The sequence below is a fragment of the Pelosinus propionicus DSM 13327 genome, from assembly GCF_900114615.1.
GTDB lineage: Bacteria > Bacillota > Negativicutes > DSM-13327 > DSM-13327 > Pelosinus > Pelosinus propionicus.
In genome coordinates, this window is sequence record NZ_FOTS01000038.1 from 1 (window position 1) to 13,829 (window position 13,829).

Annotated in this window: 14 protein-coding genes; 12 read left to right on the plus strand and 2 right to left on the minus strand. The window is 38.7% G+C overall.

Annotated elements, in window-relative coordinates; all coding sequences use genetic code 11:
* Positions 1-249, minus strand: a 249-nt coding sequence (locus tag BMZ99_RS17785; RefSeq protein ID WP_139214793.1) for a helix-turn-helix domain-containing protein, incomplete at its 3' end; no start/stop codon positions are given.
* A 163-nt stretch (positions 250-412) separates the two neighbouring features.
* Between BMZ99_RS17785 and BMZ99_RS17790 the strand changes: the two genes are divergently transcribed.
* A complete protein-coding gene (locus BMZ99_RS17790) occupies positions 413-1,459 on the plus strand; it encodes a type III polyketide synthase (protein ID WP_090940452.1) in 1,047 nt (348 codons plus the stop codon).
* On the plus strand, positions 1,453-1,989 hold the full coding sequence (locus BMZ99_RS17795) for an isoprenylcysteine carboxyl methyltransferase family protein (RefSeq protein WP_090940455.1): 537 nt from the start codon (positions 1,453-1,455) through the stop codon (positions 1,987-1,989). The genes BMZ99_RS17790 and BMZ99_RS17795 overlap by 7 nt, the downstream gene beginning before the upstream one ends.
* 80 nt (positions 1,990-2,069) lie before the next feature.
* On the opposite strand, the gene BMZ99_RS17800 is transcribed toward BMZ99_RS17795, so the two are convergent.
* Complete coding sequence (locus BMZ99_RS17800; protein WP_090940458.1) at positions 2,070-2,276, minus strand: DUF1657 domain-containing protein; 207 nt, start codon at positions 2,274-2,276, stop codon at positions 2,070-2,072.
* Positions 2,277-2,538: 262 nt separating this feature from the next.
* Here BMZ99_RS17800 and BMZ99_RS17805 point away from each other — a divergent pair, with 262 nt between their 5' ends.
* The 10 genes from BMZ99_RS17805 to BMZ99_RS17850 all read left to right on the plus strand — a co-directional run bounded on the left by BMZ99_RS17805 (position 2,539) and on the right by BMZ99_RS17850 (position 13,823).
* Entirely contained in the window at positions 2,539-3,960 is a 1,422-nt protein-coding gene (locus BMZ99_RS17805; protein WP_090940461.1) for a sodium:solute symporter family protein, read from the plus strand.
* 85 nt (positions 3,961-4,045) lie between these two features.
* Positions 4,046-4,504, plus strand: coding sequence for a tRNA (uridine(34)/cytosine(34)/5-carboxymethylaminomethyluridine(34)-2'-O)-methyltransferase TrmL (trmL, locus tag BMZ99_RS17810; protein WP_090940464.1), 459 nt, complete (start codon positions 4,046-4,048; stop codon positions 4,502-4,504).
* 31 nt (positions 4,505-4,535) lie between these two features.
* Positions 4,536-5,393 carry a TIM barrel protein gene (locus BMZ99_RS17815; RefSeq protein WP_090940467.1) on the plus strand — a complete coding sequence of 286 codons (858 nt, stop codon included), beginning with the start codon at positions 4,536-4,538 and terminating at the stop codon, positions 5,391-5,393.
* Positions 5,394-5,487: 94 nt separating this feature from the next.
* Positions 5,488-5,838 carry a YlbF family regulator gene (locus BMZ99_RS17820; protein ID WP_090940469.1) on the plus strand — a complete coding sequence of 117 codons (351 nt, stop codon included), beginning with the start codon at positions 5,488-5,490 and terminating at the stop codon, positions 5,836-5,838.
* Entirely contained in the window at positions 5,825-6,751 is a 927-nt protein-coding gene (gene murB / locus BMZ99_RS17825; protein ID WP_090940472.1) for a UDP-N-acetylmuramate dehydrogenase, read from the plus strand. The genes BMZ99_RS17820 and murB overlap by 14 nt, the downstream gene beginning before the upstream one ends.
* A 112-nt stretch (positions 6,752-6,863) precedes the next feature.
* On the plus strand, positions 6,864-8,465 hold the full coding sequence (locus BMZ99_RS17830) for an MBL fold metallo-hydrolase RNA specificity domain-containing protein (protein WP_090940476.1): 1,602 nt from the start codon (positions 6,864-6,866) through the stop codon (positions 8,463-8,465).
* A 157-nt stretch (positions 8,466-8,622) separates the two neighbouring features.
* A complete protein-coding gene (typA, locus tag BMZ99_RS17835; RefSeq protein WP_090940480.1) occupies positions 8,623-10,434 on the plus strand; it encodes a translational GTPase TypA in 1,812 nt (603 codons plus the stop codon).
* Positions 10,435-10,710: 276 nt separating this feature from the next.
* Positions 10,711-11,127, plus strand: a complete 417-nt coding sequence (locus BMZ99_RS17840) for a cell division protein SepF (RefSeq protein WP_090940483.1) — start codon at positions 10,711-10,713, stop codon at positions 11,125-11,127.
* A 100-nt stretch (positions 11,128-11,227) separates the two neighbouring features.
* Positions 11,228-13,243 (plus strand): transketolase, encoded by a 2,016-nt coding sequence (tkt, locus tag BMZ99_RS17845; RefSeq protein ID WP_090940485.1) that lies wholly within the window; start codon positions 11,228-11,230, stop codon positions 13,241-13,243.
* Between the two features lie 190 nt (positions 13,244-13,433).
* Entirely contained in the window at positions 13,434-13,823 is a 390-nt protein-coding gene (locus BMZ99_RS17850; protein WP_217645114.1) for a YmaF family protein, read from the plus strand.
* The last annotated feature ends 6 nt before the right edge of the window (positions 13,824-13,829 follow it).

Below are 13,829 nucleotides of genomic sequence, written 5' to 3' on the forward strand. Positions count from 1 at the left end.
CAAAGAACCTTTTCCAGCCAAATAATCAAAAACCGCCGATAGCTTCGTTTCCTTGCTATATGCCCGATCGTGCTTTTGGGGCAGAAATCCTGCCGGCCCTTCCGACTTATATCGGCTGACCCAATCTGCAATCGTCTTATGATTTACTCCTGCCAATCGTCCCGCTTCACAACATCCGACCTTTCCGAATAGATATGATTCTACGATACGTATTTTTTCTTCTGCCGCTAGCTTTCCTTTTTTCGGCATAATATTACCCCCAGACTGAACAGTGTTTTTTATTTCACTGTCCTGTCTAGGGGTAGCATATCAATAAACAGAGGGGTTAATTTTATAATTTACCTAAAATGGTATTTTTCAATGTATTGCTTAATAGTGTAGTAGTATTAAAATACCAATTGGTGGTGATTAAATGATGAAGCCTAGAATACAGGCTATCGGTACAGCAGTACCTCATTATGCTTTAGAGCAAAAAGAGATAAAAGAATTTGTCGCAAGTATGTTTCGTTCCCATGTAGATCATATTGATAAGCTGCTTCCTGTTTTTGAAAATAGCTGCGTAAAAATTAGATACTTATCTCGGCCGCTGGAATGGTATGCCGCTTCTCATTCTTTTTCAGAAGCGAATCAAATTTTTAAAGAAGTGGCTCTTGATCTTGCAGAAAGAGCAGCATTACAGGCAATGATGAGAGGAAATGTAAAACCCACAGATATTGGTATGGTTATATTTGTCACTTCTACTGGAATTGCAACACCTACTTTAGACACGAAACTGATTGAGCGGCTGGCTCTATCACCTCACACAAGGCGACTTCCGATCTGGGGACTTGGCTGTGCAGGAGGTGCTGCTGGATTAGCACGGGCAAATGAGCTTGCTTACAGTATGCCCGATAAGTCAATATTGTTGGTGGCTGTAGAACTTTGCAGTCTTACTTTCCAAAGAAATGATTTTTCTAAATCAAATATAGTCGGTACCAGTATTTTTGCAGATGGCGCAGCCGCGGCATTGATAGCTATGGATAATGGAGGACCCGTCATTCTAGGAAATCATAGTACTTTGTTTCCCAATACAGAAGACATTATGGGATGGGAGTTAATTGACACAGGTCTTAAGGTGCGGTTTTCTCGAGATATACCTAGCATTGTACGACGTTATTTACCTGATTTGCTACAAGAGGCTTGTGGCAAATGGGGAATCGAGCAAGAAAAAATAGCTCATTATGTTGTTCACCCTGGTGGAGCTAAGGTATTAGAGGCATATTCGGGCAGCTTGAATGTCAGTAAAGACCAGCTGTCTCACGCATATGATGTACTGGTTGAGTATGGAAATATGTCTAGTGCTTCCATTTTATTTGTATTAGAAAAATTTATGATTGAAACACCAGCTAATAATAAGTATGGAATTATGTTAGCATTAGGACCTGGATTTAGTGCAGAACAGGTGTTATTCAAATGGTGAATCTATGGGTTTTGGCAATGGCATGTTTTCTAATTAGTCAACGTCTGTTAGAACTTTATATAGCCGAAAATAACTATAAGTGGTCAATCAAAGCTGGGGCACAAGAGTTTGGTAAGGAGCATTACTCTTTATTTTTTGTTTTACATGGCTGCTGGTTTATCGGTTGGATCGTAGAGAGCAGCATAGGTAAAACTGTTGCCGTTAGTGAGTTATGGTATGTATGGCTGAGCTTATTTGTGATTGCGCAAGTAGTGAGATATTGGTGTATTGCCAGTTTGGGGAAGGCTTGGAATACTCGAATTCTAGTCATTCCTGACCGAAAACTTATTTCTAGAGGACCATACCAATATATAAAACATCCTAATTATGTAGCTGTAGCCATCGAATTGTTAGTTGTGCCCTTACTATTTGGGGCTGTAATCACGGCAACTCTTGCGACCTTATGTAATACTTGGTTAATTTTAGGTATTCGAATTCCAGAGGAAGAGAAAGCATTAAGTGGGGGCAATATAGAAAAGAGCAGTCACTAGAAGAATTTAGGTTCACTTGCATAGAGCGGATTTAAGTAATAAATGATAGGGGACAGTCATTTACTGCCCCCTATCATTTATTACTCTGCTTGACTATTTAGTTGATTTTGCTCGGTAACACTAAGGCGACTATTAAGTTGGCTGATGTGTTGATCCATGTCTTGTGACATTTGTGTAAATAATTGTTTGGCCGTTTGATCGTCAGTAGATTGTGCGAAAGTTGCATAGGTACCTTTAGCGGATTCAGCTGCAGCGACAGCCTTTTGTAAGTCCTTTTGTACAGTCATGCTAATTCCTCCTTATGATAAGACGTTACTTACAAAGGTATTATTCTACTGTTCTCTTGTTTTTATGATTTTTTTTAGATGAAGTAAGTAAAACTAATTTTGATACGATATGTGTAGTAAATAACAAGCATTATTAAGGATACAATGTTGATTTGTATGAAATAATATAGTATATTTATTGCAGTTCATAATGCCTAAAGCATTGATTGTAAGTTGATGATCAAAGCTTTAGGTATTTGTTATTGAAAAGGAGAATGTAAAGATGAACCCGTATTTAATAGCTATTATCGTATATGCATGTATTTTAGTTGCTGTAGGTTTTATTGCCACTAAGGGAGTTAAAGGTGCATCTGATTTTTTTGTTGCTGGACGAAAGCTAGGACCTGCTCTTTTATTTACGACATTAATTGCACCTAACATTGGTGCTGGATCCACAGTTGGTGTAGCTGGCGTAGGCTATAAATTTGGTATTTCTGCTTGGTGGTGGATTGCTTCTTCGGCTGTAGGTTCTGTCATCTTAGCATTTATTGTTGGCCCTGCAATTTGGCGAGTGGCAAAAAAGTATAACTTATATACATTAGGAGATTATCTTGATTATCGCTATAATCAAAATTTTCGCGGATTAATATCATTAATGATGGCTGTTGGTACTCTAGCTATATTTGCTGGACAGTTAATGGGAATTGCCTGGATACTGACCGCTGTAGCTGGTACTGGTAAAACCGTAGGGATTTTAGTTGGTGCTGTAGTAGTTATTTTGTATTTTGGAGCAGGAGGACTACTTGCTGCGACATTTGTAAATAGTATTCAAATTGTGGTAAAATTTGTAGGATTCTTGCTAGCTGTTCCCTTTGCATTGCATTATATAGGCGGTTGGGAAGGCTTTACTGCACTCATCGGACAAAATATAGCGGATACAAGCAAGGCGGAAGCCTACATGAGTTTTGATGGTATTGGAATTACAATGATTATTGGTTATTTTTTAATGTTAACGCCATCTTTTTTTATTTCTCCGGGCTTGATTGGAAAGGTGTATGGAGCTCGTGATGTAGCTACAGTAAGAATTGGTACAGCCTTGAATGCTTTTGTGCAATTTGCGTTTGCCATTGTCCCTGTTATACTAGGAATGTGTGCCTTTGCAGCGTTTCCAAACTTGACGCAGAGTGAATTGGCATTGCCCGTTGTTATGAAAGAATTTATGCCGTTTTGGGCTTCTGCATTTGCTTTGGCAGCCATCTTTTCAGCTGAGGTTAGCGCGGCAGACGCAGTACTATATATGATAACAACATCTTTTACGAAAGATCTGTATAAAACCTTTATAAAACCTGAAATCTCAGATGAGGAACTGCTGAAAATGAGCCGTCTAGTGACTGTGATAGCTGGAATTCTTGGTATCAGCATTGCGTTGGTGCTACCGAATATAATTACAGCATTATCGATCTTTTATTCGTTGATGTCCGTATCATTAACAGCTCCTTTATTATTTGGTTTGTTTTCAAGACGGCCTTCCACTAATTCAGCCTTTATATGCGCAATTGGAGGAATTTTGGCTACCGTAGTTCTGCAATTTGGCAATGGCGGAAAAGGAATTGGAATATTAAATGCTCAATCTACAGGGATTGTTTTAACCATTATTATTATGGTATTTATGATGATTGTATTTCCTGCGAAGAAAAAAGAGTAATGGACTAGAGATTTTTTTATTTAAAATTGTGAAAGCATATGTAATAATTAAGTATTTGGAAATGATATAAAAATGGGGTGTTATCATGCATATTGTATTAGTTGAACCCGAAATTCCTGGAAATACGGGTAATATAGCGCGTTTATGCGCTGCAACAAATACGGAGCTTCATTTAGTAAAGCCTTTGGGTTTTTCAATTGAAGATAAATATTTGAAAAGAGCTGGCTTGGATTATTGGAATTTAGTAAAAGTACATAGTCATGAAAATTTTGCTGAAGTGATAGAATTATATAAGGGGCATAATTTTTACTTTAACACAACAAAAGCTGACCAGCATTATAGTGATATTCAGTTTAAGGCAGATGATTTATTGGTGTTTGGAAAAGAAACGGCTGGTTTGCCAGAAGCTTTATTAGCGGCACATAAAGAAAGTTGTATTCGCATTCCCATGATTGGCGATGCTAGATCCCTTAATCTATCAAATTCTGCTGCCATTGTGTTATATGAGACTCTTCGCCAGCAGCAATTTGTAGGCTTAAAATAAGATCTATAACTATTGAAAAGATGGTGAAATAATGCTTGCACAATTTGGACCAGGAGGAAACCCGGATGCTTTTTATGCAGCTGGGTATAAAGCTTCAGTAGAGATGCCGGCATGGTTGGATACGCTGAAGCTGACGGCTTACGAATACCAGTGTACTCGCGGCGTGAATATCAAAGAGGAAACAGCAATTAAAATTGGGCAGCAGGCAGTAAAGTATGGAGTGAAACTTAGCATTCATGCTCCATATTATATTAACTTGTCCACTGATGATGAGAAAGTTATTGGGAATACACAAAATCATTTTATAAAATCCCTAGAAGTCGCTCGTTGGATGGGGGCTGACCGAATTGTTTTCCATATGGGAGGAGTGGGGAAGCAGGATCGGAAAGCGGCGCTGGAAAAAGTGAAACATGCCCTCTTTAACGTATTGGAGCTAATAGAGCAACGAGGATTAACGGGTGTTTATCTTTGTCCAGAGACCATGGGAAAACAGAATCAATTAGGTTCATTAGAAGAGGTTCTTTCTGTATGTACTTTATCTGAATGGCTTATACCTACTGTGGACTTTGGGCATTTGCATGCTGTAACAGCTGGTAAATATACAACAGAAAAGGAATTTGAAGCTGTTTTTGATAAGGTAGGAGAAACGTTAGGAATGGAAGTAGCAAAAAAACTGCATGTTCACTTTAGTCCTATTGAGTTTACAAAAGGGGGCGAAAAACGCCATTGGACTTTTGCTGATGAATTTGGCCCTCCTTATGAGCCTTTTGTTGCTGTTTGCTCCAAACGTGGCTTTACCCCCCGAGTGATTTGTGAGTCTGCTGGTACCCAAGCTGCAGATGCAAAGACGATGCAAGATTTTTATGTATCTTTACTAAAACAAAAATAATGATGCACAAATCTTAAGATCTATACGATTATAGACAGAATATTGTATAATGTATTGGATATATCTTAGTAGATTATAAACGAGGAGGAGTAATATGAATATTTACGATAAAACTCATGATTTAGTGAAGGCTATTAAAGAATCACCAGAATACAGAGAATTTATGGAAGTTAAAAAAGTCATTGATACAGATGAGCAGGCCAAGAAAATGGTAAAAGATTTTATTGCTAAGCAAATGGAATTAGAATACGAGATGATGGGAGGGAAGGGGGAAGACAAAGCAAAGACAGAGCAAATACAACAAATGTATCAAATGATTGTTGGGAATACGAAAGCTTCTGCATTTATGCAGTCATACATGAAATTTCAACGCCTAGTAGCAGATATTTATAAAATTTTAGGTGATTCTGTAGCCGAAGGAATGGATTTCTTTGAAAAGAAATAAGCTGTCTGACGAACTTTTACTAAAGTTAAAGGATGTGATCCCTGAGTCTCGCCTTTTGATCAATGAGCCCTTATCCAAGCACACGACTTTTAAAATTGGCGGTCCAGCTGATTACCTAGTTTTTCCTGCTTCCATGGATGAAATTTCCGCTATTATGATCATTACAAAGCAGTATGGTATACCAGTTACAGTACTAGGTAATGGATCAAATATTCTAGTACGTGATAAAGGCATTAAAGGTTTAGTTCTGAAATTTGGCAGTGAAATGTCATACATTCGGCATACTGATGCTTCAATTAGTGCTGGTGCAGGGGCCATGCTGGCAGATGTATCTTGTTATGCTGCTAAACATGGATTAAGTGGAATGGAATTTGCAGTTGGCATTCCTGGCAGTATTGGCGGTGCTGTATTTATGAATGCAGGCGCATACTCTGGTGAAATGTGTCAAGTGGTTACAGCAGTATCTGGTGTTTGCAGTAATGGTAATATCCAACGGTTTTTACCAGAGCAAATTCAATTTGCTTATCGTCATAGTATTTTCCAGAACAATGGCTGTATTATTTGTGAGGTAGAATTAACATTACATAAGCAAGAAAAACCGGCAATTTCGCAAAAAATGGATGAGTATACATTCAGGAGAGAGAGCAAACAGCCCTTAGAAATGCCTAGCGCTGGCAGTACTTTCAAACGACCACCAGGAAACTTTGCAGGTACATTGATTGAAAAGGCTGGCTTGAAAGGACTCCAAGTGGGAGGAGCTCAAGTATCAATGAAGCATGCCGGCTTTGTTATTAATGCTGGAGGGGCAACGGCAGAAGATGTATTATTACTAATTAAAGAAGTACAACGCCGTGTATATGAGGATTCAGGTATTATGCTGCATCCAGAAGTGCGGGTTATAGGCGAAGAATAGAAAGCCAAAAAGACTTAGTTTTAACTAAGTCTTTTTGGCTTTCTATAAAGGGAAGGATTTTACTATAAATTGTCGAAATATACAGAAAGCAATAATGAGAGGAGAGAGTCATATGAAAATAACTTTCTTAGGTGCAGCAAAAATTGTAACTGGCTCGTCTTATTTATTAGAAGTAGGGACACTAAAGATTTTAATTGATTGTGGATTGTTTCAAGGTTCAAAAACGATTACAGCTTTCAATCGACGTGATTTTCTATATGATCCTACAGCAATTGATTGTGTATTGCTAACTCATGCGCATATTGACCATAGTGGACTATTGCCTAAATTATGCAAATCTGGCTTTACAGGTCCAATTTATGCTACCAGAGTAACATACGAGCTTTGTGGAATTATGCTGCCTGATAGTGCTCATATTCAAGGCTTTGATGCTGAAATTGCCAATCGCAAAGGGAAGCGTGCAGGTAGGAAGCCTGTAGAGCCCTTATATACAATTGAGGATGCTTATGCTACTCTAAAATATTTCTCGCCAGTTGATTATGATAAAGAAGTAACCTTATCACCAAATGTTGTTGTACGATTTCGGGATGCAGGACATATTTTAGGATCTGCTATGTTGGAGATTATGGTCAATGAAGAAGGCAAAACAACTAAATTGGTATTCTCTGGCGATTTGGGGCAACCGAATCAGCCCATCTTAAAAGATCCCACCTTTATTGATGAGGCTGATTATGTAATTGTAGAGTCTACCTATGGTAATCGTTTGCACGAAGAGTATGATAGAGAAGAACATCTGGCAACGATTATTAACGACAGTGTGGCCCGCGGAGGAAACATTATTATTCCTTCATTTGCTGTAGGCCGTACACAAACCATGCTGTATTATTTGCATAATCTTTTAAAATCGGGGAGAATTCCCGATATACCAGTGATCATCGATAGTCCACTCGCCATATCTGCTACTGACATTTTCATGCGTAATACTCAGGATTTTGATGCAGAAGCTAAAGAAATGCTGAAAAATAAAGAGGATAATCCTTTGCAAATGCCTCAGCTGCGTTTTACGAAAACGGCTGATGAGTCGAAAGCACTGAATAGCTTAAATGAGCCAGTGATTATAATTTCTGCCAGTGGAATGGCTGATGCTGGTCGGATTCTTCATCACCTGAAACATAATTTGTGGCGCCCAGAATCTAGTATATTATTTGTTGGTTATCAGGCACAGGGCAGCCTAGGACGGCGTTTGGTAGAAGGTGCAAGCAAGGTGAAAATTATGGGAGAAGAAATTAGTGTGAGAGCGACTATTTATAGCCTGGATGGCTTCTCGGCGCATGCTGATCAAGAGCAATTATTAACGTGGTTAACTTGTTATAAAAGAAAACCTGCTAATATTTTTTTAGTACATGGAGAGGTGGAAGCATCAGAACCCTTTGCACAGTTAATCAAAGAAAAGTTAGAGGTACCTACTTACATTCCCAATTTTGGAGATGCAGTCACATTGGATGGAACAGAGTGGAGCGTTGAACAGGCTGAAGTGATAGATCCGGCTATAAGACAGTTGCATGAGCATCTAGAATTACTAGACAAAGAATATGGCGAATATCGAAGATATCTTGAACAATTAGGCAGCGCTGATAGTAAGAAGATGGGAGATATTATGCGCAACTTAGAAAAAATGCAAAGTTACATTAATAAATTGAAAAGAGGTGTATAGGAAAAAAAGTTACTGTATAGCTTAAAATATATTGGAAATTTTTAATATTTATAATTGACATCAAGACGACAGTATAATATAGTGGTTTGTATGCGAAAATAAAAGGGTGCAGTAAAACGCATCCTTTCTTTGTTGATTTTGTAGGAGGGCTTAATTTATGAAACGTACTGATTTACGCAACGTTGCTATTATTGCGCACGTTGACCATGGTAAAACAACTCTGGTAGATGCAATGTTAAAGCAAAGCGGAGTATTCCGCGCCAATGAAACTGTGGCTGAGCGGGTTATGGATTCGAATGATCTTGAACGTGAACGGGGTATTACCATTCTGTCAAAAAATACTGCTATTATGCATGATGGTGTAAAAATCAATATTGTGGATACCCCAGGACATGCGGACTTTGGCGGTGAAGTAGAGCGGGTGCTCAATATGGTGGATGGGGTTCTATTACTAGTAGACTCTTTTGAAGGTCCTATGCCTCAGACTAAATATGTTTTGAAAAAAGCGTTAGAACAAAAATTAAAACCGATTGTTGTTATCAACAAAATTGACCGCCCAGATCAGCGCGTAAAGGATGTTGCTGATGAAGTTTTCGAATTATTTATGGAACTAGATGCTACAGATGAACAATTAGAGTTTAAGATTGTCTATGCGGCAGCTAGAGCAGGTATTGCTAAATTGAATATGGAAGACGACAGTGATAATCTGCAGCCTTTATTTGAGTTATTGGTAGCTGAAATTCCTGCTCCTCAAGGAGAGATTGATGGACCACTGCAAATCATGGTTACCACCCTTGACTATGATGATTATGTAGGACGGATTGCTATTGGTCGTGTTATTCGTGGTAAAGCTACGAATGGGCAACAAGTTTTGGTTTTAAATGGTGAAGTTCAGAGGAAGGCAAAATTAGGTCGTTTGTATACTTATCAAGGTTTAAAACGTACTGAAGTCCAAGACGTAGCGTTAGGAGATATCGTTGCGATTACTGGGCTGGATGATGTAAATATTGGTGAGACCATTGCCGATACGGAAAATCCAGAAGCATTGCCAACCATTGATATTGATGAGCCAACATTGGCTATGACCTTTAGCGTTAACAATAGTCCTCTTGCTGGGCGTGAAGGTCAATTCATTACGACGAGACATTTACGTGATCGACTATTTCGCGAAGTGGAAACCAATGTGAGTTTAAAAGTTCGGGAAACAGAAAGTGCAGATACATTTGAAGTATCTGGCCGTGGTGAATTACATCTGTCGATTTTAATTGAAACCATGCGTCGTGAAGGTTTTGAATTTCAGGTTGGCAAACCAGAAGTTATTTACAAGACCATCAATGGACAGCGGTGTGAGCCAATGGAGGCATTAACTATTGATGTTCCTCAAGAATTTATGGGAGCTGTTATGGAAAAATTGGGTACCCGTAAAGCTGACTTGGTAAATATGACAGAAATCGCTGGATATCTTCGTATGGAATTCGTGATCCCTGCTCGCGGGTTAATCGGCTTCCGTTCTGAATTTTTAACGAGTACCAAAGGCAATGGCATCATGCATCACTTATTCCATGGTTATGCTCCATATAAAGGCGATATACCAGGACGCAGCCGCGGTGCTTTAGTTGCATTTGAAGCTGGTGAAACAACTGGCTATGGCATCTTTGGTGTGCAAGACAGAGGAACCTTGTTCATCGTTCCAGGACAAACTGTATATGAAGGTAGTATCATCGGTGAAAATACTAGAGAAATGGATATGGATGTAAATCCATGCAAGAAGAAAAATGTTACCAATATGCGCACAAGTGCTTCTGATGAAGCTTTGCGTTTAACGGCACCTCGAATATTAAGCTTAGAACAGGCATTAGAGTATATTAACAAGGATGAATTGGTAGAAGTGACTCCTAAGAGCATTCGTCTGCGTAAAGCAATTTTAAGCCGTACATTACGCGGTAGAGAGCGTAAGAATAATGGCTAAGATATAGGCGCCCTTTGCGGGCGTCTTTTTTATAAGTAAAGTAAGGATAAAGACCAAGAGAGGGAATGGCGTAACTGCAGAGGTAAAGAGTGCCTAAAATAATTTTAAAAGTATTGGTACAATAAATTAGGATTTTTGCATTTTTACGCATTTTTTTGTAAAAAGTATAAAAAATAGGATTGATATGCAGGGATTTATTAATAACGTGTCGAATCATTAAATTACAATGGAAATATTAGTTAAATTTATTTTAAAAATGTCTGGAGGGCAAAAATAATGGGGCTTAGTTTAATCGATAAGCTGACAAATTATTTGATGCCACTGGAGGAAGTGGCTACTGTTGGGAGTGGTGTGTCGGAAATGGATGCAGCTCGTGCTCGTAAATCAATGAATTTACATGTTCATACCAATGAGTCTTTAAAAGTAGTAGTAGCTTCGCCAGTAACATATGATGATGTATGCATATACGCAAATCATTTGAAAGAAAATGTGGCAGTAGTAATTAATTTTGCAGGTGTAGATCTGGATATGCAGCACGCTATTAAAGATTTTATGAATGGCGTATGTTATGTCGTATCTGGTAATGTACAGCGAATTGCTGATTCTGTATTTATATATGTTCCAGGGCATGTAGATATAGAGAAAGAGCTATATGCGTATTCTGTTCCTGCTTATATAAAACCTAAGATATAATTATAATAATTCCTTTAAAGCTGTTGCTTCTTCAAGTGGCAGTTTTAAAGGAATTTTCTATATTCCTACTTAATTTTGATAGAAAGGGGAGCCTATGCTTATGAAAACTAAGAAATTAGAGCAACTAGCAATCAATACAATTCGCAATTTGTCGATTGATGCTGTAGAAAAAGCCAACTCGGGTCATCCTGGCATGCCTATGGGAGCAGCTCCTATGGCTTATCAGCTTTGGACGAAGCATATGCATCACAATCCAAAGAATCCAAAATGGTTTAATCGAGATCGTTTTGTGTTATCTGCAGGCCATGGTTCAATATTGCTGTATAGCTTATTACATTTATCTGGTTATGATCTTACAATCGAAGATTTGAAAAATTTTCGTCAATGGCAAAGCAGGACACCTGGACATCCAGAATATGGGCATACAGCAGGAGTAGATGCTACCACAGGTCCTTTAGGACAAGGAATCGCAATGGCAGTTGGTATGGCAATGGCTGAACGGCATCTAGCAGCTCATTATAATAAAGACGGATATAATATAGTTGATCACTGCACGTATAGTATTTGCGGTGATGGTGATTTAATGGAAGGCGTTTCAGCAGAAGCAGCTTCTCTGGCAGGGCATCTTAAATTGGGACGTCTTATTGTTTTATATGATTCTAATGACATTTCATTAGACGGAAAACTGAATTTGTCCTTTTCCGAAGATGTACAAAAGCGTTTTAAAGCTTATGGCTGGCAAGTTCTTTATGTAGAAGATGGAAATGATCTGACTAGCATTGATAAAGCCTTAGTAAAAGCAAAAGCGGATATTCATCGCCCTACGCTAATAGAGGTCAAAACAACGATTGGCTTTGGCTCACCCAATAAGGCGGGATCTTCTGCTTCTCATGGATCTCCATTAGGAAAAGAGGAAGTACAACTAACCAAAGCTGCTTATAAGTGGTCTTACAAAAATGATTTTCATGTTCCTGATGAAGTGTATGCGCATTTTTCTGAGCAAGTTGTAGAGCAGGGGATCCATTTGGAAGAAGAATGGAATGTCTTATTGGAAAAGTATCGAATTGTATATCCAAAGTTAGCAAAAAGCCTTGAGAGTGCTATCGATGGACTGCTGCCAAATCATTGGGATAGTAATGTGCCCATATATGAAGACGGCCAAAAAATTGCTTCTCGTTCTTCTTCTGGTGAAGCGATAAATGCATTTGCCAAAACAGTGCCTGTACTTTTTGGAGGGTCAGCTGACTTAGCCAGCTCTAATAAAACAACAATAAAAGATACAACCCCTTTTTCTTCGGCTGATTACAATGGACGCAACATTTGGTTTGGTGTGCGGGAGTTTGCCATGGGAGCCGCTCTAAACGGCATGGCCTTACATGGGGGATTAAAAGTATATGGTGCAACTTTCTTTATTTTTTCTGACTATTTACGTCCGGCGATTCGTTTGGCGGCGTTAATGAAGCTGCCGGTTACTTATGTATTTACCCATGATAGTATTGCAGTGGGAGAAGATGGTCCTACCCATGAGCCGATTGAACAACTGGCATCATTAAGAGCCTTGCCCAATCTTAACTTGATTCGCCCAGCAGATGGGAATGAAACAGTAGCAGCCTGGAAAATAGCATTAGAATCTCTTGATAAACCAACAGCCTTAGTCTTATCAAGGCAGGACCTTGTTACAATCGCTGGAACGAAAGAATCTGCAGATAAGGGGGTACGACAGGGGGCGTACGTTATTTCAAGAGCAAGTGCAGAAATCCCATGTGCTTTACTCTTGGCAACAGGATCTGAAGTTCAGCTAGCCGTACAAGCTCAGAAGCAGCTTGAAAGTGAGAATATTTTTGTCTCCGTAGTCAGTTTTCCTTCATGGAATTTATTTGAACATCAACCACAGCAATATAAAGAAACTGTACTTCCTTCTAATGTGAAAGTTCGTTTAGCAATCGAAATGGGATCAACATTAGGTTGGGAACGTTATGTTGGTGATCAGGGGTGTGTATTAGGGATTGATACATTTGGTGCCTCTGCGCCGGAATCAATCGTACTTAAAGAGTATGGATTTACTGTAGAGCATGTGGTTGCAAAAGTGAAAGAATTATTAAAGCTTAATAAATAAAAAATCATAGACAGCTTAATAAACAAATAAAATCCCCTGAATTCAGGGGATTTTCTTTGTTTAGAGATAATGGCTAACTAGGCCTGGTTATATCAATAAATGAATTAGATAAATAAGAAATAAAAAGTAAGGAACATTTAAATAATACTTGACATAAAATATATTAGAAATATCGAAAAGGAGGATGTTTATGTCAGGTTTTTCAGATATGCCCAATCATTGTTCATGTGAATGCACTTGCGAGCATCAACAGAAGCAGACGCATGTGCATGAATTTTTAGGTAGTACAAAACTTGCAGAGCAAGGTGAAGACAGACACAATCATCGTTTTGCTGGGGTTACTGGTGAAGCCCTGTATGTGCCTGGAGGAGGTCATATCCATGAAATATGGACCAACACGGACTTTTTTGAAAATCACCACCATGAGCTAAGAAAAATACAAACCGGACTGGCTATTGAAGTAGGTGCTGGTAAACATGTTCATTTTGTTCAGGGTATGACTACCATCAATGATGACCATTGCCATAATTTTGTTTTTGCTACCTTAATTGAATGCCCAATTTCCGCAAGGTGTAAATGAGTAAAA